Origin of the sequence: Sulfurimonas marina, assembly GCF_014905095.1 — a bacterium.
GTDB classification, from domain to species: Bacteria; Campylobacterota; Campylobacteria; order Campylobacterales; family Sulfurimonadaceae; genus Sulfurimonas; species Sulfurimonas marina.
On sequence record NZ_CP041165.1, the window covers coordinates 1,041,583 to 1,064,067 of the forward strand.

The 22,485-nt window shown below is 35.5% G+C and carries 17 protein-coding genes; 12 read left to right on the forward strand and 5 right to left on the reverse strand.

Annotated elements, in window-relative coordinates:
* Positions 1-4 precede the first annotated feature (4 nt).
* Both sdhA and FJR03_RS05390 read right to left on the reverse strand, forming a co-directional pair.
* Positions 5-1,717: a succinate dehydrogenase flavoprotein subunit gene (gene sdhA / locus FJR03_RS05385; RefSeq protein ID WP_193114620.1), complete on the reverse strand. Its 1,713-nt coding sequence runs from the start codon at positions 1,715-1,717 to the stop codon at positions 5-7.
* Between the two features lie 132 nt (positions 1,718-1,849).
* Positions 1,850-3,097, reverse strand: coding sequence for a diguanylate cyclase domain-containing protein (locus FJR03_RS05390; protein WP_193114621.1), 1,248 nt, complete (start codon positions 3,095-3,097; stop codon positions 1,850-1,852).
* A gap of 86 nt (positions 3,098-3,183) precedes the next feature.
* Here FJR03_RS05390 and FJR03_RS05395 point away from each other — a divergent pair, with 86 nt between their 5' ends.
* Both FJR03_RS05395 and truD read left to right on the forward strand, forming a co-directional pair.
* The gene (locus FJR03_RS05395; RefSeq protein ID WP_193114622.1) at positions 3,184-4,002 is read left to right on the forward strand and encodes a thiamine-phosphate kinase; all 819 of its coding nucleotides are present in this window, start codon (positions 3,184-3,186) and stop codon (positions 4,000-4,002) included.
* Between the two features lie 7 nt (positions 4,003-4,009).
* On the forward strand, positions 4,010-5,083 hold the full coding sequence (gene truD, locus FJR03_RS05400) for a tRNA pseudouridine(13) synthase TruD (protein ID WP_193114623.1): 1,074 nt from the start codon (positions 4,010-4,012) through the stop codon (positions 5,081-5,083).
* Between the two features lie 32 nt (positions 5,084-5,115).
* Here the strand turns inward: truD and FJR03_RS05405 are convergent, their stop codons facing one another.
* Entirely contained in the window at positions 5,116-5,997 is an 882-nt protein-coding gene (locus FJR03_RS05405; RefSeq protein WP_193114624.1) for a sulfurtransferase, read from the reverse strand.
* Positions 5,998-6,197: 200 nt separating this feature from the next.
* Here FJR03_RS05405 and FJR03_RS05410 point away from each other — a divergent pair, with 200 nt between their 5' ends.
* Positions 6,198-7,022 (forward strand): phosphatidylserine decarboxylase, encoded by an 825-nt coding sequence (locus tag FJR03_RS05410; RefSeq protein ID WP_193114625.1) that lies wholly within the window; start codon positions 6,198-6,200, stop codon positions 7,020-7,022.
* 8 nt (positions 7,023-7,030) lie between these two features.
* Here FJR03_RS05410 and zupT read toward each other — a convergent pair whose 3' ends face one another.
* Positions 7,031-7,870, reverse strand: coding sequence for a zinc transporter ZupT (gene zupT, locus FJR03_RS05415; RefSeq protein ID WP_193114626.1), 840 nt, complete (start codon positions 7,868-7,870; stop codon positions 7,031-7,033).
* Between the two features lie 67 nt (positions 7,871-7,937).
* On the opposite strand from zupT, the gene FJR03_RS05420 reads away from it, so the two are divergent.
* Complete coding sequence (locus tag FJR03_RS05420; RefSeq protein WP_193114627.1) at positions 7,938-8,480, forward strand: hypothetical protein; 543 nt, start codon at positions 7,938-7,940, stop codon at positions 8,478-8,480.
* Between the two features lie 42 nt (positions 8,481-8,522).
* The gene (locus FJR03_RS05425; protein WP_193114628.1) at positions 8,523-9,638 is read left to right on the forward strand and encodes a hypothetical protein; all 1,116 of its coding nucleotides are present in this window, start codon (positions 8,523-8,525) and stop codon (positions 9,636-9,638) included.
* A 51-nt stretch (positions 9,639-9,689) separates the two neighbouring features.
* On the opposite strand, the gene ychF is transcribed toward FJR03_RS05425, so the two are convergent.
* Positions 9,690-10,790, reverse strand: coding sequence for a redox-regulated ATPase YchF (gene ychF, locus FJR03_RS05430; RefSeq protein WP_193114629.1), 1,101 nt, complete (start codon positions 10,788-10,790; stop codon positions 9,690-9,692).
* Between the two features lie 94 nt (positions 10,791-10,884).
* Between ychF and FJR03_RS05435 the strand changes: the two genes are divergently transcribed.
* The 7 genes from FJR03_RS05435 (at position 10,885) to FJR03_RS05465 (ending at position 22,459) form a co-directional block, all read left to right on the forward strand.
* A complete protein-coding gene (locus FJR03_RS05435; protein ID WP_193114630.1) occupies positions 10,885-11,568 on the forward strand; it encodes a phosphoglycolate phosphatase in 684 nt (227 codons plus the stop codon).
* On the forward strand, positions 11,568-12,995 hold the full coding sequence (locus FJR03_RS05440; protein WP_193114631.1) for an FAD-dependent oxidoreductase: 1,428 nt from the start codon (positions 11,568-11,570) through the stop codon (positions 12,993-12,995). The genes FJR03_RS05435 and FJR03_RS05440 overlap by 1 nt, the downstream gene beginning before the upstream one ends.
* A 48-nt stretch (positions 12,996-13,043) precedes the next feature.
* On the forward strand, positions 13,044-15,416 hold the full coding sequence (gene ppsA / locus FJR03_RS05445) for a phosphoenolpyruvate synthase (protein ID WP_193114632.1): 2,373 nt from the start codon (positions 13,044-13,046) through the stop codon (positions 15,414-15,416).
* Positions 15,417-15,462: 46 nt separating this feature from the next.
* Positions 15,463-16,377: a cytochrome-c peroxidase gene (locus tag FJR03_RS05450; RefSeq protein WP_193114633.1), complete on the forward strand. Its 915-nt coding sequence runs from the start codon at positions 15,463-15,465 to the stop codon at positions 16,375-16,377.
* A complete protein-coding gene (locus FJR03_RS05455) occupies positions 16,378-19,224 on the forward strand; it encodes an EAL domain-containing protein (RefSeq protein WP_193114634.1) in 2,847 nt (948 codons plus the stop codon).
* 68 nt (positions 19,225-19,292) lie between these two features.
* Positions 19,293-20,033 (forward strand): transporter, encoded by a 741-nt coding sequence (locus tag FJR03_RS05460; RefSeq protein WP_193114635.1) that lies wholly within the window; start codon positions 19,293-19,295, stop codon positions 20,031-20,033.
* 113 nt (positions 20,034-20,146) lie between these two features.
* Positions 20,147-22,459 (forward strand): sensor domain-containing protein, encoded by a 2,313-nt coding sequence (locus FJR03_RS05465; protein WP_193114636.1) that lies wholly within the window; start codon positions 20,147-20,149, stop codon positions 22,457-22,459.
* The last annotated feature ends 26 nt before the right edge of the window (positions 22,460-22,485 follow it).

Genomic DNA, 22,485 nt, shown 5'->3' on the forward strand with positions numbered 1-22,485 from the left:
ATCCTTAGTAGTTTCTTGCTTTTAGTTCATGTTTGCCAAGAACAACATCCATATAGTCTAATGAGATGTTACCATCTTTGTCCATATATGCCATTGTGTGTTTTAACCAATCTTGATCATCACGCTCTTGGAAATCTTCTCTATAGTGTGCACCACGGCTCTCTTTACGAGGAAGTGCAGATTCAACGATAAATAGTGAGTAGTCTAACATGTGACCAAGCTCGATAGCTTCTTGAAGCTCAGTGTTGAATACTTTTGATTTGTCTTTTATACGAATATTTTTAAATCTTGCTCTTAGTTCTTTTACTTTTTCAATAGCAAGTTTGATAGTCTCTTCAGTTCTAAATGCACCAGCATTTGCAGTCATAGCTTGTTGCAGTTCTTCACGAATTTGAGTAACTGTTTCGTCACCGTTATTGTTAATGATGAAATCAACTTCTGCTAATGCAGTAGCAGCATCATCTTCAGAAGCTGGGCGAAGTTCAATGTTATCGATCTCTTCAACCATTGTTTTACCAACAAAACGACCAAATAGTAACGCTTCAAGAACAGAGTTTGCACCAAGACGGTTTGCACCGTGAACAGATACACAAGAACACTCACCAGCTGCATAGAAACCTTCGATAAGCTCATCATTGTTTTTACGAACGTTACCAGCAATATTTACCGGAATACCACCCATAGAATAGTGAGCAGTAGCAGAGATTAAGATAGGCTCTTTGATCATATCTAAACCTAAGAATGTGATAGCAAGTTCACGAAGCTCAGGAAGTTTTTGCATAATAAGATCTTTACCTAAGTGTGTTACATCTAGATACACAGCATCTTTTCTTGGTCCAACACCGCGACCTTCTCTAATCTCGTTTAAGATAGCACGAGATACAACATCACGTGAAGCAAGTTCTAATGCGTTTGGAGCATATTTCTCCATGAAACGCTCACCCTTAGAGTTGAAAAGGCGTCCACCTTCACCACGAGCAGCTTCAGAGATTAAAACACCGTTTCCAGAAAGACCAGATGGGTGGAACTGTACGAACTCCATATCTTCTAGAGGAATACCGTGACGAGCTACGATTGAAAGACCGTCACCAGTATTTGCATGAGCATTAGAGTTGATTTTATAACATCTAGCATATCCACCTGTTGCGAACATTACAGATTTCGCATTGAAGATAGCCATTTGCATATCACGAATATTAAATGCAACTACACCAGATACTTTACCATCTTTATAGATGATGTCTGCAGCATACCACTCATCCCAGAACTTAACGCCTGAACGGTCAGCTTGCTCGTAAATAGTTTGCAATAATGTAAGACCAGTTCTGTCTTTTGCAAAACATGCACGTGGTGAAGATTGTCCACCAAAAGGTCTTTGAGCAATTTTACCGTCTTCAGTACGGCTAAATGCTGCACCCATTCTTTCAGCCCAGCGAATAGTCTCTGGAGCATTTTTACACATAAACTCAACAGCATCTTGATCTGCTAAGTAGTCTGCACCTTTAACCGTATCGAACTCATGAAGTTCAACACTATCTGCATCACTAAAAGCGGCATTAACACCACCTTGAGCAGCACCTGAGTGACTTCTTAAAGGGTGAAGTTTTGTAATTACGGCAACTTTTTTGCCTGCATTTTGCAGTTCTCTCGCTGCTGCACATCCCGCAAGACCTGCACCAACAACAACTGCATCGTAAGTATAAATAGGAATACTCATTAAATTTCCTTCGTATAAAGAACTAAAATAATGCTGATTATATCTCAAAAAGACTTATGCTAGATTAAATGTTGGATATATGGCGAAGAAGATGAAGAATGTTACAATTTTGGACACAAAAAGAAATATGTGTTACGATATTTCTCTATGTACATCTTTTTGTGCTAAGTCCCTTGTTTGGAACGTTTTATTTTTCCCTGTTGTTTTTGCGTAGTTTAATACCTCTTTAGCTTGTTTAATAGCTTCTTCAAGGTTTGTATTGTTTGGTTTAATTACATGTCCACCAGTAACAGTGATACGTTCCGTACCAACATCAGGAACATTAAATCTCAGATCAGCAATACTTTCACGGATAAGTTCAGCATCTTTATAACATTGCTCTTTTGTCGGGCGAGACAAGATAATTGTGTACTGGTTATAATCAGTTCTTGCAATTACATCAACAGGTTGCTCATATAAAGATATAGTGTAAGCAACTTTCTTCAAAATAGATTGTGTAATATCTTGTGGATACGGTCTGTGTGTTTTTGAAAAGTTATCTACATCAAAAACTGTTACAGAAGTAAAGTTACTGTCTTTTAAACCTTTTTTATGAGAGTATGAGTTTAACATCCCTTTATAGTTGTTAATACCTGTAACTTTATCAAGCATAGTAGGATTGTCACTGCTTACAGATTTTCTATTCATTCTAAGGGCAATAGCATCTGCTTCTATTGAGAAGATTTCATATCCTTTTTTATCTTTATCTATTTGATATAAGAACTCAATGTCGTTATAGATCTTTGTAAGTCTACTTCTATACAAGAATGTGAAGAATAGTACGATAACAAAAAGTCCAAACGATATATTTTTAATAACATAAAATTTTGTTTCATCGTAATCAATATGTTTTAAAAGCATTGTGTTGATATGCTGCGTTACAGCAGTTAAAGAGCTGTCTAAAGTTTCTTTTGCTTCGATCTCCTCTTTTGTATGTTTTAAGCTCTTTTTATTTTTTAAAATATCTTCATAGTATACGTGTGCAGCATTGTTAAAGTTGTCTATCAATCTAGAAAGATGGTTTACATCGGCACTGTATTCACCTGCATTTCCCAGAAGGTAACGTTCTGTTACATTATATTTATAGATCATCATCAGTTTATCGATATCTTGATGCAGTTGTGTACTTTTACCGTTAAATTGAATGAGTGCCAACTCTACATCATTTTTATCAAGCTGTGCGAGTTTATGAACAATACTCTTTTGTTTTTGAAGATTATCTATCTTTTGCGTTGAAAGATCATGCTCAAAAACGAATAAAACTAAGACTGTAACCATTAAAAATAAAAAGACAAGGTAAGTCTTTAAGCTTTTGAAGATTTTTTTAATTGAACTTTTCATACTTTTTCCTAAAAATGTTATAATATCACTACGTGCCTATTTTATATCGGCAGACGTTAATATATCCTTAAGATGAAGAAGTTTTTTTGAATTTAGAAAATTATTTTATAGCGCAATTTCACAATAGACATATTGGAGATGACGGTGCAGTAATTGGTAAGTATGTATATTCAAAAGATGCTTTTTTCGAAAATATCCATTATAAAAGAGAATGGTTAAGCTTTTATGACATTGCAAAACGCGCAATGCTTGTAAATATTTCAGATGCTTTGGCAATGGGGGCAACTCCAAAATATGCACTTTTAAGTATAGCGATGCCAAAAAACATGACTAGAGCCGATATGAAAAATCTTGCAGATGGATTTAAAGCGGTAGCTGCACAATACGGTATAGAGATTATAGGTGGAGATACTATCAGCAATACTAAGCTGGATATTACGATCACGATCATATCTGAAGTAGAGCGTACCTTATATAGAAAAGGGATAAAAAACAATTATCTTTTTGCCTATACGGGTGTTTTAGGCAACTCGGCAAAAGAGCTGAAAAAACTACTCAACCTTGGGAGAATTCACCAAAAATCTAAATTTATAGATATACACTTAAGAGAACAGTTTTTAAAAAAATCTTCAAAAGTTTTAAAAGCGGGTATGGATATCTCTGACGGACTTTACAGTGATCTGGAAAAACTAACGTCTACCAATAAACTCGGTGTACATTTTTTTAAACAGATCCCTAAACGTATAGGATGTAGCGGTGAAGAGTACGAGATGTTGGTAAGTTTCGCTCCACAAGACAGAAAAAAGATGGTTCGCCTAGCACAACTCTCAAGAACAAAGCTTACTATTTTTGCAAAAGCGACAAGAAACAGATATACAAACAGATGTAAAGCACATCATTTCTAGGAAAAATATGGACAGATTTTATTCACTGGCACACGCTAGTATCGATTTTCACTTTAAGCAGTCACCACGAGACTTCGTGGTTGATGAGATACCCCTTTACGAATTTAGCGGCGAGGGTGAACACCTTGTTCTTCATGTTCGTAAAAAAGGGCTTGCAACCACTGAAATGGTTGGCATTATTGCAAGATATCTTGGAATAAAAAACAAAGAGATAGGCTACGCTGGTCTTAAAGATAAAAATGCGATGACAAAGCAGTATATCTCTTTACATAAGAAGTATGAAGAGGCTTTAGACAATTTCACGCATGATTCAATTAAAATTCTCTCAAAAACATACCATAACAATAAAATCAGAGTAGGGCACTTAAAAGGGAATAGATTCTTTATTCGTTTGAAAAAAGTGAACCCCACAAGTGCGGCAAAGATCGATGAAGCTCTGAAAAATATAGACAATCAAGGTCTTCCTAACTTCTTTGGTTACCAGCGTTTTGGAAATGACGGGGATAACCATATTTTAGGTGAAAAGCTTGCAAAAGGGGAAGCTAAAGAGCGCAATCCCCGTGTCAAAAAGCTTCTGATTAATGCATATCAGTCACACCTTTTTAACTTGTGGCTCTCAAGAAGACTGGAGATCAACTCTTTAGTATCGAGTTTTAGCGTGGATGAACTCTCCACTCTATTAAACCTTCCAAAGCAGGAACTTCAAAAAATGAAGGAACAAAAACATCCGTTTAAACTCATAAGCGGTGATCTGATGGAACATTATCCGCATGGAAGAGTATTTGAGTTTAGCGGTGAATCGCATGACTTAGATCGTTTTAATGAAAAAGATATCAGTGTGACGGGATTATTACCTGGTAAAAGGGTAAAAGTAGCATCCCAGTTTGCACGTGAGATTGAGAAAGATTTTGATGATGAACTCAAAGAGGATGGTGCACGCCGTTATGCATGGGTATACCCGACTGATATAGAGGGGAGATTTAATCCTGTTGAAGCACAGTATGAGATGAATTTTACGTTGCCGAAGGGTTCTTATGCAACGGTACTCATTGAGGAGATCGCAAAGCGCAAGCTTGTTTAATGCAGAGGGATTTGTTTATCCCTCTTTCTATTTTATTTGAAAACTTCGTACATATATTGATTCATAGGAGTATCTTCTTGGTTACCCCATTGTTTCATTGAAGCATCGTAAAGTCTAACTTGTTTATAACCCAGTACACCTGAGAGTAAAAAGTAGTTGTATGAAGTCTCTAACCCGCCTGTACAGTATACTAAAACCTCTTTATTTTTATCGAGTTTATATCCCTCTTTAAAAAGTCTGTCAAGCGCTTTTTGTGATTTAAGTGTGTAGTCTTTATTTACAGAATAGTTCCATGAGTAACTCATTGCCCCTTGAATATGCCCGTTACGCTTTACAGTCGCCGTCGGTGTGATTCCAAGATACTTGTCACTCGGTCTTGCATCGATCATAGGAATTTTTCCTAGATGTTGTTTAACGTATGTGATATCTGCTATTTTAGAATGGTTAACAGTAGCTTGGAAGTTGCTTTTTTGAACTTTTTCTACTTTGTCTGTTAGATCGTAACCTTGTGCACTCCAGTTGTTTTCACCACCGTCAAGTAAAGAGATGTTAGTAAGCCCTACATAGTTCATAGCCCAGTAGATATAAGTAGCTTTTAGGTAGTCTTTAGGAGTTTTTACAGATGCATAAAGAACAACATGTGTATCTTTAGTAATCCCTAGGTTTTGGATCTCTTGTTGGATCTCTTTGATCGAGCGAATTGTAAGAAATGTTCCGTTGTTGAGCCTCCACTTATTTATAGATGTTGGCACGGCACCACTAATGTGTTGTTTTTTAAAACTAGCCTGATCAGAGACCTCTACAATACGTAAATCTTCTTTGTTTAGATTATCGTGTAACCACTGAGGAGATACAAGTGCTTCAGAAGCAAAGAGAGATAAACTACATAAAAGAGTGATGAGTAGTTGTTTCATTATAATGTCCTTATTTAAAAATTGTTTATAGATTGTACCAAGTGGATCAAGAGGTATTATTGAGGAAAAAAACTAGCTTTATTATTTTATACATTATTTATTTAAGGAAAAAATTTTCTTTTAAAACTATATAGTTGTAAAAGTTAATAGACTTTTCATCGATAATTAAATACAATTTCACTAATTAAATAGAGGGTAAAATGGAAAAAAGACATATAACAAGTTTAATTTCACAAAATTTCGGTAAATTCGCCGGTAAAGAGTTTCCACATTGGTTTCAAAAAATAGTTAATAATTCATACGTAAAACTGATGGGACTTGATATGGGTGAGTTTCATGCACCCGAAACATACAAAAGTTTAAATGCACTTTTTACAAGAACACTCAGAGAAGATAGAGAGTATTCACTTGATGCGGATGATTTTATATCACCGTGTGATTCTTTCATCTCTGAATGTGGAAAAATTGAAAACGAATATGCACTTCAGATTAAGGGAATGCGTTATAAAGCGAGTGAGCTTTTAGGTTCAGAGTTTAGTGATGAAGAAAAAGCGATAGTGGATGATGGAGATTTCATAAACTTTTATCTTTCACCAAAAGATTACCATCGTTACCATATACCGACAAATTTAAAGATTTTAAAGGCTGTACATATCCCTGGAAAATTTTACCCTGTAAATATGCCGTCATTGAAAAAGCGTTTGAACCTTTTTATAGAGAACGAGAGGGTAGTACTTTTATGCGAAACAACAAATGGTAAAAAGTTTTACATGGTGCTTGTAAGTGCTTTAAATGTTGGTGTTATGAAAGTAAACTTTGAACCGGCTATCCAAACAAATGCAACGATAGACTTAAAACCAAGAGTGTATGAGTTTAACGATATGTACCTAGATAAAGCAAGTGATTTTGGATGTTTTGAAATGGGTTCTACGATCGTAATACTTTCTGAAAAAGATCTTTTTAAAGAGATAGGTGTTAAAGCAGGAGAACATGTAAGATACGGGCAAACTATAGCTAAAATATAGTTCTCCCCTTACAAGATTACTTTAAAAAGTAACAAGCTAAAAGAGATTACGCCCATTCCAAGGGCGATTCCTATAATGGTTGTATGTGCATTTCCGTACAATCTTGCTGCCGGCAAGAGTTCATCAAACGATATATAGATCATAATCCCCGCAACAATTCCAAATGTTACTCCCAAAGTTATGTCCCCCATAAGCGGCAGGAGTAAGAAAAATCCAAGCAGCGCGCCTACAGGTTCAGCAATACCGCTGAAAAGTGCATAGTAAAAAGCTTTTTTCTTATCACCTGTTGCATGGTAGATAGGCAGCGAAACTGCCATACCCTCAGGAATATTATGAATAGCAATTGCAAGTGCGATCGGAATCCCCAGCATCAACCCGTCCAAAGCGGAAACAAAAGTTGCAAACCCTTCAGGAAAATTATGAATTCCAATTGCCAGAGCCGTAAAGATACCTGTACGTTTTAAAGCCTGTTTTTGAAATCTATTGTCGTATTGTTGCAGTTCTTTAAGCTCTGTATCACTTTTTAATTCATGCGGGTTGACATCGTCTGGAACTAGATAATCGATTAAAGCAGAAAGAGCAAAGCCGCCAAAAAAAGCAAGAAGAGTTAATGCTTCACCCTGAATCTCTCCGTATATTGTCGAAAAGTTATTTTGCGCTTTTATAAGTATCTCACCGAAAGATACATATATCATTACACCTGCTGAGAATCCCATTCCGACAGAGAGAAACTTATGGTTGTTTGTGTGTGAAAAAAAAGCTAAGGTAGCACCGATTCCGGTCGATAAACCAGCTAATAAAGTGAGAAAAAATGCTGAGTAAAACAGAGTAGTATCGGCTATTTCCATCTGTAAATCATACAACGCATCTTCTTAGAAAAGTTTAAAATTAGATTTATTTTGTATATAATATGTAATGTTGAAAATTCTTTATTCGATAATTTTGATGATTTTTATTAATGGTTGTAGTACAAACTTAACAAAATTTGTAAAAGAACCTCTTGTTGCATATGGAATGAAGTCTGAAGATGGTAATGAGACAGTTTTGTATTATATGTTTGTGATAGATCTTAAAAAATTTCCAGAATATCGATTGCCACAATTTGAAATTGAACTATTACCCGGTACAGGTTCTTTTAAATTAAATGAACTAACGATAGAAAATACTTCTTTGCATCTTCCAAAGTTTCAACCACCTAAACAGTGGCCTAAAAAGTGGAAAGAAGAAGCGATGAAAAAACAAGCTTTTGAAGGAAATGGAATATATATTTCTTTTGATGAAGATGGAAAAGTAGATTATTTAGGAATTTGTACCATTTGTGGAGGAAAAAATTTTAGACCACGCATCGGTAAAATTGATGGAAAATCTTTATATACCACGCCGTTAACATTTGAACAAATGGAAGATATATTTGGTCCTCCAAATAGACTTTATAATGTTTTAGAAGTAACTTATTAAGTATTTTAGTATAGAATGTGTCATAGTAGGCGGTAAAATATTATGAAATATATAGTAATTATTTTAACAACATTCCTTTTTGGTGGATGTGTTCCAACAATTTATAATACATACTATAAGCCATCGTATGATGACAATTCAACACAATCAGTCGCAGCTTATTGTCATGGATATGCAGGTCCACCTTCTGGAATTAATTTTGAAATACCAAACGGCATAAAAGTAAATGTAAAAACTAGAAAACAATATAATAAAGATGATTGTGGATTCAAAATTGCATTTAAAATTCCATCTAACACAAATATTCAATTCATTTCTGATGAACTAACAATTATATTTCCAAATGGCTCTAAAGAGACTCAACAAAAAAAGATGGGAATAAGTACTTTCTTACGTTCAAAACCACTATCTGCTTATCAGTTTGGAAATTTTTGTCCCCATGTTGAAACTCATGAAATTGATAATAAAGTTCTTTCTAATGTAAATGTTAGTTTTTCAATATCTGAAAAAAAGAATGTTAAAGAACATCCGGATGTTATTGAGTTACAACTTCCATCAATTATCCTAAATAATATGGTAAAAGAAATCCCTTCTATTACAATGAGAGGTTTCTCTGGTGGGTCATTTTTTTATTATTTGAGTGAAGAGTTTCAGAATAAAAGGCTTGAGAGATATAATGAATGTTTGAAAACTAATTCTGAGAAGATATGTAAATATGGACTTACAACTGCAAACAATAGTTTTGAATATATTACGAATGAGTTTCATTTGACAGGTAGAGTTGTTTGGAATCAACAAGGGGGAGTCAACCAGTTTTATCTCCATACCAATGTTAAAGCTGTGACAAATATGCCATGGCAGTTTAAAACAAATACAGTTCAAATAGTTGATTTAAACAATAGATTAAAATATTCAACAGAAATTGATCCTATGACTCTTTATTGTACTAATGAAAATATAACGCCATTAAATGCATTAATACAAAGTATGAAGGATGAAGTTAAACTTGATATTGAAGGAACTATAGGGGAGGAGCAACCAAAATATATTGATATATTACTGCCTTCAATGATGATTAATGGAAAAGTATTCCATTTTAAACCGATACGTTTAGAATTACATCTATTTGATTTTGGAGTAGATCCGTTTAATTGTTAGGACGAAGTATGTGTAGTGGGATTTTACTACGTAAGCCTTTATTAAAAAAGGCTATACGTTAAATCTGAAGTGCATAATATCGCCGTCTTGAACGATGTACTCTTTCCCCTCTAGTCTCATTTTTCCTGCTTCTTTAGCACCTGCTTCACCACCGCAAGCGATAAAGTCTTCATAGCTGATAACTTCGGCACGGATAAAACCTTTTTCAAAGTCGTTATGGATTGCTGCAGCTGCACGCGGAGCTGTTGAGTTTTTACGGATAGTCCAAGAACGAACCTCTTTTACACCTGCTGTAAAGTAGCTCATAAGTCCAAGTTTGTCAAAACCTTTATGGATGATCTGATCAAGACCCGATTCTGTTACACCAAGCTCATCTAAGAACTCTTTTGCTTCCTCTTCTTCGAGACCGATGAGTTCCTCTTCAACTTTTGCACATAGTTTGATAAGTTCACAGTTATTTTTCTCAGCATGAGCTTTTAGTGCAGTTACATACTCATTATCTTCTAAAAGACCATCTTCATCAGTGTTTGCACCGTACATGATCTCTTTGTCAGTTAAGAAACGAAGTTCACGTGCAAGTTGTTTATACTCATCAGAGTCTGCTTTTTCAAAGTTACGAGCTAGGTTCCCTTCACCAAGGTAGTCTAAAAGCTCATTTGCTACATCAACTAAACCTTGAGCTGACTTGTCTGCTTTTGCCTGCTTTTTAAGTCTATCGATTCTGTTTGAAAGAACTTCGATATCAGCGAGTATTAGCTCACCTTCAATGATCTCAACATCACGAAGCGGATCGATGCTTCCTTCGTTGTGAACAATGTTTTCATCTTCAAAACATCTCACAATTTGTAAGATCACTTCTGTCTCACGGATGTTTGAAAGGAATTTATTCCCAAGACCCTCACCCTGAGATGCACCTTTTACAAGGCCTGCGATATCTACGAAATCTAGAGTTGAGTGCTGGATTCTCTCAGGATTAACAATTTTTGCCAGTTCTGCCAATCTTTTGTCAGGTACAGGTACAACTGCTTTGTTTGGTTCAATTGTACAAAACGGATAGTTTGCCGCTTCTGCGTTTTGTGCTTTTGTTAAAGCGTTGAATGTTGTTGATTTACCTACGTTTGGAAGTCCTACTAAGCCTATTGCTAATCCCATATCTTACCTTTAAAAAACTTTTTGTGGAATTATATCTAAGAAAAGCTAAAATTATACATGCTAGAATTGCATCAAAAATTAGATAAGGTATATTTTGAAATTTAGTGAGAAGAAACTTATAATATTTGATTTTGATGGAACACTCATTGATAGTGTCCCTGACCTTGCAGCTTCAGTAAACTTTATGTTGAAAAAATTAAATAAAAAACTATATAGTATAGATGAGATTAGGGAGTGGGTAGGCAACGGTGCCCAAACACTTGTAAAACGAGCTTTGACTGGGAAAAAAGATTTCCAAGAAGAGGAGGTTAATAAAAATCTCTACGAGCAGGGTTTACCTATTTTTCTTGAAAGCTATGAAGAGAAACTTTGTGAACATACTTATCTCTATGAAGGTGTAAAAGAGACGCTAGAAGATCTCAAACAAAGAGGGTATAAGATGGCGATAGTAACAAATAAGCCTTATAAGTTTATATTGCCAATCTTAGAAGCATTGGGGATTGAAGAGTATTTTGAGTTATTACTCGGAGCTGATTCACTTGCTAGTAAAAAACCCTCAGCGGAACCGTTATTGCATGCAATGAACCACTTTGAATGTAATGAGAAAGAGTGTGTAATGGTAGGGGATTCTAAAAACGATATTATTGCTGCAAATAATGCGAATATGCATAGTATTGCTGTTAGTTACGGGTATAACTATGGTGAGGATATTTCAGTACATCAGCCGAGTATTATTATCGAAAATTTTGCAGATATTATCAAACACTTGGAAGTGTAATGGATAGAACAAAAAAGATAGCGATTGTAGGGGGTGGGATAGCAGGAGCTTCTGTTGCCCTTTATTTGGCAAAAACGGGTCTTAGCATTACACTTTTTGATAAAGAGAAGTCTCTTGTAAGTGGTCCCCCTATGTGTCACTTGCATGCAGGAGGGAATCTTTACCGAGAGATAGATGACAATCAGTGTAAAATGCTTTTGCAACAATCGATCGAACTATTGCGATTTTATCCTTATGCGATCGACTTTCGCCCGACGGTAATAGCAACACCTACCACTGATGAATCAGAACCTAGTGAACTTTTCCCACGATTAAAGATGCTACAGGCTGAGTATCAGCATCTAATAGAGCTTGATCCTCAAAATGAAGTACTTGGAAAAAGTGAAGAGTATTTTAAATGTTTTTCAAAAGAGGAGATGCTCCTACTTAAAGAGAAAGAGAGTGTACAAAATCCTCATACTTTAGATGAGTGGATGATCCCCGTTGCAAAAAACATAGAGCTTGAGAAAGTAAAGTATCCCCTTATCATGGTTCAAGAATATGGTCTAAATGTTTTTCGTATCTCGTCAAGCGTAACACTAGGTTTACAAAAGCAGGAGAATGTAGATCTGAAAACTGAGACAGAAGTTATTGATATTAAGAAATATGAAGAATCTTTTAAAATCACTTATAAACACGCTGATGAAGTGCTTAAAGAGGATTTTGACTACCTCATCAATGCCGCAGGATTTAGAAGTGGGGAGATCGATGATATGCTTGGAATTAAGCGTGATCGACTTGTTGAGTTTAAAGCAGCATATGTAACAAAATGCAATAAGTACGATACTCTGTGGCCTGAGGTTATTTTTCACGGAAAGCGCGGAACACCTCAGGGGATGGCTCAGTTTACTCCATATCCTGACGGCTATTTTCAACTACACGGCATGACAAAAGATATTACACTCTTTGATGACGGTTTAGTTCGCAGTAACGCTTTAAGTGCCCAGCCGAAACTTGATGAAAAGTTTATTAAAAAGATCGATCAGGGGTGGTGCTTTTCAGTAACACAGAGTCGTACACAAGCGGCTATTGAACACTTAGCACAGTATATTCCTGCGTTTAAAGATGCAAAGGTGGCTTCAAAACCTCTTTACGGTGCGCAACAGATACCCGGAGATGATGCAGACCTTAGAGCTTCTGAAGTTTCCTTTGAGGGGGAGAGATATGCAAGATGTGAGATCGTAAAAGCATCCTCTATTCTTACTATGGCTGATGCGATCGTAAAAAAACTGATAGGACTTGGTTTTGTCGATCAGGAGTTTTACGGTCAAAGAGATTTTACAACGGCTCAAACCCTCAAAAAAGAGGATGTCGATCGATATGCCGAACTTACCTGTAAAGATAGAGAGTATCCAAGCTCACTTGCATATGTAAGTAACTCTTATTAAATTCGTAGTATAATAGGTCACTATTTCCGTGTATAGGAGTGACTTGTTATGCAGTATATTAAGTATTTTGATCAGATAGGGATCGATGATGTAGATAGTGTAGGCGGGAAAAATGCCTCACTGGGAGAGATGTATCAGAACCTCTCAAACAGCGGAGTGAAAATTCCGTATGGTTTTGCTATTACAGTTGATGCCTATAACTATTTTTTAGATGCAAACGCTTTATTGGACAAGCTTCATGAACAGCTTGACACTCTAGAGCCTGATAATGTAGCCCAACTCCAAGAGCGGGCAAAAATATGTCGGGAGTTAATTCTAAACGCTTCTATACCCGATGAGCTTCAAGCCGAGATACTTCAAGGGTATAAAACACTTCAACAAAGGTACGACACCTCTATAACATTAGCTGTGCGTTCCTCTGCTACGGCCGAAGACTCACCCGAAGCCTCTTTTGCAGGACAAAACGAAACTTTTTTAAATATTTCAAATGATGAAGAACTCCTAAATGCATACAAACAGTGTATAGCATCAAACTTTACAGACAGATCGATCCACTATAAGTACGATAACGGCTTTGAGTATTTAAAGGTATATCTGAGTGTAACGGTTATGAAAATGGTTCGCAGTGATATATCTGCCAGCGGTGTAATGTTTAGTATAGATACAGAGAGCGGTTTTGAAGATGTGGTACTGATCAACGGTGCATACGGACTAGGGGAGAATGTGGTGCAAGGGAGTGTCGATCCCGATAACTTCTATGTGCATAAACCTACATATCAAAAAGGTTTTCGAGCTGTTTTACAAAGAACCCTCGGAAGCAAGAAAATTAAGATGAATAGACACTCCGAGAATGTTGATGTACCACAGGAGGATCGTAAACGCTATTGTGTGAGTGATGAAGATATATTACAGCTTACCGATTATGCTATTAAGATCGAGGAACATTACTCTGCCAAAGCGGGATATAAAAAGCCTATGGATATAGAGTGGGCGAAAGATGGGGACGACGGTGCAATTTATATAGTACAGGCCCGCCCTGAAACAGTAGAATCACATCACAATAAACTTACATATGAGAGTTATAAACTAAAAGAGAGCGGGGAGTTACTGGTAAGCGGTAGTGCGGTTGGAAGAAAGATAGCCTCCGGAAAAGTGAGACGTGTAAAAGAGCTCTCTGAACTGACAACGTTTGAAGCAGGGGATGTTCTTGTAGCTGAGACCACTACACCTGACTGGGAACCTGTTATGAAGATAGCTTCTGCCATTGTAACAAACAGAGGGGGGCGAACATGTCATGCTGCTATTATCTCACGTGAGCTTGGTATCCCTGCTGTTGTAGGGTGTGACAATGCTACCGAGGTACTTCAAGATGGAGATTTGGTGACGGTAAGTTGTGCAGAGGGTGAAGTTGGCTTTGTCTATAAAGGGCTACTTGATTTTGAGGTTGAAGAGAGTGATCTGAGTGACGTTAAAGATACAAAAACAAAAATTATGATGAATCTGGGTAATCCCGATCTCGCATTTTCACTCTCTGCATTACCGGTAGACGGGATAGGGCTAGCTAGAATGGAGTTTATTATTAACCAGGCTATTAAAATACATCCTATGGCACTTATCCATCCAGAAAAGCTTGATACTACTACAACAGAAGCGATTGAGAAAATCAAGGGTGATGAAGATGGGCAAGAGTTCTTTATCCGTCACTTAAGTGAAGGGGTTGCGACAATTGCTTCGAGTGTATACCCTAAACCTTGTGTAGTGCGTATGAGTGACTTTAAAACAAATGAGTATGCAGACCTTCTAGGGGGACAATTTTTTGAGCCTTTAGATGCAAACCCTATGATAGGTTTCCGTGGTGCGGCAAGATATTCCCATCCTGCATACGAAGAGGGATTTGCTTTAGAGTGTAAGGCGATGAAGCGCGTGCGTGATGAGATGGGCTTTACAAATGTGATTCTTATGATCCCTTTTTGCAGACGAGTAGAAGAGGGTGAGAGAGTAATAGCTACAATGGAGAAGTATGGACTTAAGCGCGGTGAGAATGGACTTGAGATCTATGTAATGTGTGAGATCCCTAATAATGTGATAAGTATAGACGGCTTTAGTAAAAGCTTTGACGGCTTTAGCATAGGGAGTAATGATTTAACACAACTTACTTTAGGAGTTGATCGTGATTCTGAAATTGTCGCTTTTGATTATGATGAGAGAGACGAAGGTGTACTGAAGATGATCGAGATGGCCGTAGAGGGTGCAAAGAGAAACAATCGCCATAGTGGTATATGTGGTCAAGCCCCTTCAGATTATCCGGAAATGGCAGAATACTTAGTGAAACTTGGAATTGACTCAATAAGTCTAAATCCTGACAGCGTGATTAAAACACGACAAAATGTTGCAGAGATAGAGGTGCAAGCTGGAATTTAAACACTTAATAAGCTTGTAATTAAACAAAAATTGATATAATCCGTTTATGAATAAGCTTATATTATACACATTATTAGTTTCAGAATTTCTATTTTCAGCAGAACTAATTACTCCAATACCTACTTCTTTAGATGTTAATCAGGAAAAAGCGACATTAGGCAAAGAGTTGTTTTTTGAAACAAAACTCTCTAAAAACAATACGGTTAGCTGTGCTAACTGTCATCAATTATTTAGCGGTGGTGATGATAACTTAGTTGTCTCTACAGGGATTAACGGTGCACAAGGTTCAATAAATGCACCTACAGTTTATAATGCAGTTTTTAATTTTCGTCAGTTTTGGGACGGAAGGGCAAAAACTTTAAAGGAACAAGCAATGGGTCCTGTTGAAAATCCTATAGAGATGGGACACAATTTTGAAGCTTTAATTCCTGAGCTTAATCAAACCAACTATAAAGCAAAGTTTGATGCAATTTATGAAGATGGGATTACAAAAGAGAATATTGCTGATGCAATAGCTGAATTTGAAAAAACATTAATCACTCCAAATTCTCCATTTGATCGTTATCTCAAAGGGGATCAAACTGCGCTGACCCAAAAGCAAAAAGATGGTTATGAAATCTTTAAAGCAAAAGGGTGTATAGCATGTCATCACGGGGTTAATATTGGTGGTAACACTTATAATAAATTTGGTATTTTTAGTGATAGTAACAGCTCTGATTTAGGGCGCTACAATATCACACATAGAGAACGTGATAAGTATTATTTTAAAGTGCCTTCTCTTAGAAATATCGAAAAAACGGCACCTTATTTTCACGATGGCCGTACAGATGATTTAAGAAGAGCAGTTCTTCTAATGGCAAAGTATCAGCTAGGCCGTAAAATCACCCAGGAGGAGATAGATAAAATTGTTGCGTTTTTAAAATCTTTAAACGGTGAACTTCCACAAGATATAGAGCCGTAGATGAAAAAGACAAACAACATAGATTCAGTAAGCGTATTATTAACGCTCTTTATCTTTTTACTTTCATTGGTATTCTATTATCTTTATAAGATAGAACAAAGTGTGGAAAATTACCATACAAACCATAATAAACTTATAGATATGCAACTTTTAAATAAGGGGTTTGATGATTTTTCATTAAGTTCAAGTGAACTAAGTAACTACAATCTGGTAAATGCAGAACTTGAGAAGTTCAGCAAGCTGCTTATTGAGTTAAAAAACAATATAGAAGTAGATTATCCAGACGATAAAGTTTTAGCTCAAAAGTTAGTAATTATTCAAGCAGATTTTGAAAAAAAAGAGGATGATATTGAGTATTTCAAATCACTAAACTCAGCTTTAATAAGCGGTTCACATTTTCTTTTTGATCTTCAAAGAAGTATCTCTGACTCAAAAGAGATCTCAAGCGATACTAAAAGTATAGTTAATGAAGCACTCTTTTACCTGTTTCAGTTTACTAAGAGTGACTATATAGATAAGTCGTATGTTTCAAGTAAACTTGCAAAAGTTCAACAACCGCTTGATAAAAAGAAGATAATTTTAGTAACAAATTTTTATAATCAATCTACGGTATTACTTGATACACTTACTTCATACAGAAATATTTCCAGCGATATTAGAGCCAATAAGCTTGGTTCACTTTTAAAAGAACTAGAAACAAACCTTGATGAAAAGTATAGTTATTACCTTGTGGAACAGCAAGTAATCGCAACATTCTTTTTTATCTCTACAGTTATTATTTTAGTAGCACTTATCTTTTTCTATATGCGCTCGTTAAAAACAAAAAAAGAGTTATTGGCATTTAATTATGCGGTACAACATAGTGATAATGCTATCGTGATGACAGATCCTGATAAAAACATAGTTTTTGTAAATGAAGTTTTTGAAAAAACGACCGGTTATTGTAGTGATGAGGTTATTGGAGAAAATCCTCGCATTTTAAAATCGAATAAACAAGATGAACAAGTTTATGTAGATATGAAAAAACGACTGGCAAATGGAAAAAGTTGGGAAGGTGAACTTATCAACCAGAAAAAAGATGGCAGCCTCTTTTACGAAAGAGCTTCTATTATTCCAATATTCTCAAATGATAAGTTGATTAACTATCTTGCTATAAAACTTGATATCACTGAATATATAGAACAAAATATGCGACTACAACAAGCTGCAAGTGTTTTTGAAAATACCGAAGAGGTTATTATTATTGCAGATGAAAATGCCAATGTAGTATCTGTAAATAAGGCTTTTACTGATATCTATGGATATACGATAGATGATGTAAAAGGAACTAATCTTAGTATTTTACACTCTGGTGCTCAAGATAAAAACTATTACCTGCATATGTGGGACAAGATTCTTCACAACGACTTTTTTCGCGGAAAAATTATCAATAAGACAAAAAGCGGAGAAGAGATACCTGTATGGGTCACTATAAAGGCTATTAGAGATAAAACAGGAAAGATCAGTAACTATACTTCTGTTCAGACAGATTTAAGAGCTATAGAAAATTCAGAAGCAAAAGCGGAGTATTTGGCATACCACGATCCATTGACAGGTCTGTATAACAGAGTTAGTTTTGAAGAGTACTTGACACAAACATTAGCCGTAGTTAAAAGACAAGATAAAAAGTTGGCAATTTTATTTATAGACCTTGACAGGTTTAAGATCATTAACGATACATTAGGACATGATATCGGGGATGAAGTACTTATTAGTGTTACAAAAAGATTGAAACATATTTTAAGAGAAAGTGACTATGTCTCAAGATGGGGCGGCGATGAGTTTGTCGTTATCCTTCAGGATGTGCCATCGGATACTTTAATTGCAACGGTTGCTAGAAAAATTATTGACAGTATTAAAGAGCCGATCCATATTGGGTATCATAATTTTAATATCACTGCAAGTATAGGTATATCTATGTTCCCTGATAATGGAAGTGATACTAAAACTTTAATAAAATATGCAGATACTGCTATGTACCTTGCAAAAGAGAGTGGTAAAAATAGTTTCCGTTTTTATACATCAGAGCTCTCTTTAGAAACGGAGGAGAGACTTAATATTGATATTGCATTGCATAGTGCTCTGGAAAAAAATGAGATCTATGTTGTATTTCAACCGCAGTATAATTTAGAGACAAAAAAGATTGTATCTGTAGAGACATTGGTACGATGGGAAAATGATACACTGGGTTTTGTAGCTCCTGATAAGTTTATACCAATTGCTGAAGATAACGGTTTTATCATTGAACTTGGATATTTTATTTTTGAAGAGTCGTGTAAAGCATTCAAACAGATGAAAGCTTCCGGTTTAGAGTTACAAAGAATAGCTATTAATGTTTCTAGTATTCAATTTAAAGAACCGAACCTTCTTGAAGCTCTAATCTCTATTGTTAAAAGACATGAACTGGAAGCTTCAGAGATTGAGATAGAGATCACTGAGCGTTTTTTAATGGAAAATACGGATAAGAATATAAAAACATTACAAAGTTTTAGAGATTACGGATTTAAAATATCTATAGATGATTTTGGTACGGGGTACTCCTCTATGTCTTACCTGAAACAACTTCCGATCGATACAATCAAGATAGATAAATCGTTTGTTGATGATATAGGTGAAAATAGTTCAGATAATGCAATTATAGAGGCAATTGTAGCACTTTCAAAAAAATTAAATTATTCTATTGTAGCTGAAGGGATAGAAACAGGTTCTCAAGAACAGTTTTTAGAATCTATCAAATGTGATATTGGTCAGGGTTACCTTTTCTCACGTCCTATTTTAGTAGAGGAACTAATAGCACGCTTTCGTTAAAATAGAAGTTTAAGCTTAGCTTTGTTTTCATTTGTTAGAATTTCGCTTAAAAATAAAATGGATAACGGATGAAAAAAATGTTAGATCGAATAGTTGTCGGAGTAGTAGCTCTTTTGACAACTTCAAACCTTTTAGCAATGGAAAAAATAACAGTAGATACTTGGTCGGAGTATTCAAACGGTGCAGAGTTTGATGTTGTAATGCAGGGACTGATTATGGAACTGGAGTGGACTAAAAAGTTTTCTCTGGTTACGGCAAGTGCATTAGGTATGCAGACAGAGGAGAGCACCGGTGAAAAAAAATCAACGGCAAAAGATTTAGCACTTTATCCAAAATATAATTTTATAGAGTCTACAAAGGATGGAGTACCGGGATTTTCAGTGATGGCTGGAGGTGTTTTCCCAACTGGGCATAATTTTTTAAGTTCTCCAAATAGAGCGTATCTGGCAATTGCAATGTTTCCTATGACACTTTTTAATGAGCGTGTAGCCTTTGAAGCACAATTAGGGCATCGTTATGTTCAAGTAAAAGATGACAAGGATATCAATCGTTTGCATTGGGGTGTATTTGTAGAAGCCAATATGATTGACAACTATAATATATTTACAAATTTTTACTCGGGAACACAATATGATATAGATGTCCCTTCCTTAAGTCAGGAGTATGGACTAAGTTATGACTATAGTGATACTTTCAAGTATAAAATGCTTTTTGGAATCCAACCTGAACTAGAAGGCAGAGGCGATGCAGATACTACGGAATACTGGGGTGAACTAGGGGTTGAAATACGTTTTAGTGAATTTGACTAAATAATTACACATTTTTTGTACAATTTTATTAGAAGAGGTTATAGAAAAATTTAAATAGGGTACAATACATATAGTGCTTCATCTAAAGTCATCATGAAGAGAGGGAGGATAGAATGCTAAATTTTTCGCAAATGTTTTATACTCAATTAGTTGATATCGCTTATAAGCAATTGAAATTTTCTTCTTTGGCAAATGTCATAAACGCTGCAGTACTTAGTTTTATTCTCTTCCCCTATGTCAATGGTGTATACCTTGGGCTTTGGTTTGAATTTGTTTTAGCCATTTCTTTATATAGATTTATTATGGCAAAACGTTATCAATCTACTCCGCAAAAATACTCAATAAAAAAGTGGAAAAAACGTTTTGTAGAGACACTCATTATATCAACACTCATATGGATTGTTGTTCCATTTTTATTTTTTATAAAAGACAATTATATGGTTCAGGCTGCTATCATAATTGTATATGCAGGGCTTAGTGCAGGTGCAATAAGTTCTCTTTCCTCTCTCACTAGAACACTTCATGTCTTCTTGGTTATGTTTTTACTGCCACTGATTATAGTACTTTTTTTACAGCAAACTCAATTACATACGGCAATGGCATTTCTGGTCAGTTTATACTTAGGGCTTTTAATGATAATAGGGAATAAATTTCACCAAAACTATAAAGAGATCTTTAAAGTCAGCATGATGTATGAGCATGAAAAAGAAAAGTTTAGTGTATCTAAAGAACGTTTTGAAATCATTTTCCAAGGTGCACCGGTTGGCTTTGTATTCTACGATAAAAACTTGATCATCAGAGAGGTTAATCAAAAACTTGTAGATTTTTTAGAGGCACCAAGAGAGTTATTAATCGGGCTAGATCTGCATACTATTCCGGACCAAAGAATTGTACCTGCACTTAAAGATGCCATTAAAAATAAGAATGGTACATACGATGGAAAGTATATTACAAAATTTGCCAACAAAGATGTGTTTATAAATATGCAGACATCTCCTGTGCGCGATAATTCCGGCAAAGTTATTGGGGCTGTAGGGATTGTAAATGATGTTACAGAAAAGATGCATGATCAAAGAAAGATAGAGAGACAAGCGAAGTATGATATCTTAACAGATATTCCAAACCGTTTGACACTCATCGAACAAATAGAACATGAAATTATCCGTTATAAACGTCATCGAATTATTTTTGCAGTACTTTTTTTAGACCTTGACCATTTTAAAAATATTAACGATTCTCTTGGACATGCCATTGGCGATAAATTGTTAATTGAGATAGCACATAGGTTAAGATCAATTATACGTGATGAAGATATTGTAGCAAGGTTAGGTGGTGATGAATTTGTTGTCTTGTTACCGGATTTGTCATTAGAACAAAAAACTGCTGCAAATAAAGCTGAACATGTTTCTAAAAAAGTATATGAGAGCTTGATAAAACCTATTGTAGTAGAAGGACATTCCCTTAATATCTCTACAAGTATAGGGATCACTTTAGCAAATTCCGAAAATGATAATGCAGATGATATTTTAAAACATGCAGATATAGCGATGTATCAGGCAAAAAAAGATGGAAGAGGCGTGAGCCGTTTTTATCAACAACAGATGGACCTTTGGATCAAGCGAAGACTGGAACTTGAAAACGGTCTGAGAGACAGTTTATATAACGATGAACTTCAAGTTTATTTTCAACCTATTGTAGAGTTTAAAAGTGGAGAAATTATTGGTGCAGAAGCACTGCTCAGATGGAACTCAAACGAGTTTGGTTCTGTTTCTCCAGAAGAGTTCATTCCTGTGGCAGAGGAGAGCGGTTTGATCGTACAAATTGGAGATTTTGTAATGAAAAAAGCCTTTGAACAGTTTGTAAGATGGAAAAAAGAATCTAAAGGTTCAGAGTCGTTACAAAAAATTGCAATAAATATAAGTGTACGTCAATTTAACAGGGGAGATTTTATTGCAAACATTAAGAAATTAATAGATAGCAGTATGATCGCTCCCGAGAATGTAGAACTTGAAATTGTTGAGTCTATTGTTATAGATGATGTAAAAATAGCAAAAGAGAAAATGGAGGAGCTGCGCACTTTAGGAATAAAGCTCTCTATTGATGACTTTGGTACAGGTTACTCCTCATTGTCATACTTAAAGCAATTGCCTTTTACAACATTGAAAATCGATAAATCTTTTGTAAAAGATATAAATATAGATGCAGAGGATGATGAGTTAATTGAAACTATCTTAAATATTGCAAAAAGATTTAATCTTGAGGTAGTTGCAGAGGGTGTGGAAACATATGAGCAAGCTCTCTTTTTAGCAGAAAAAGATTGTGAATTTTTTCAAGGATATTATTGTTCAAAAGCGGTTAACGGTGAAGCGTTTATAGATTTGCTTAATAATAGAGAAACTTGTGTCCCTACAATTAAAAAAGATTAGTAGTCTCTTTTTTTGAAAAAATATTT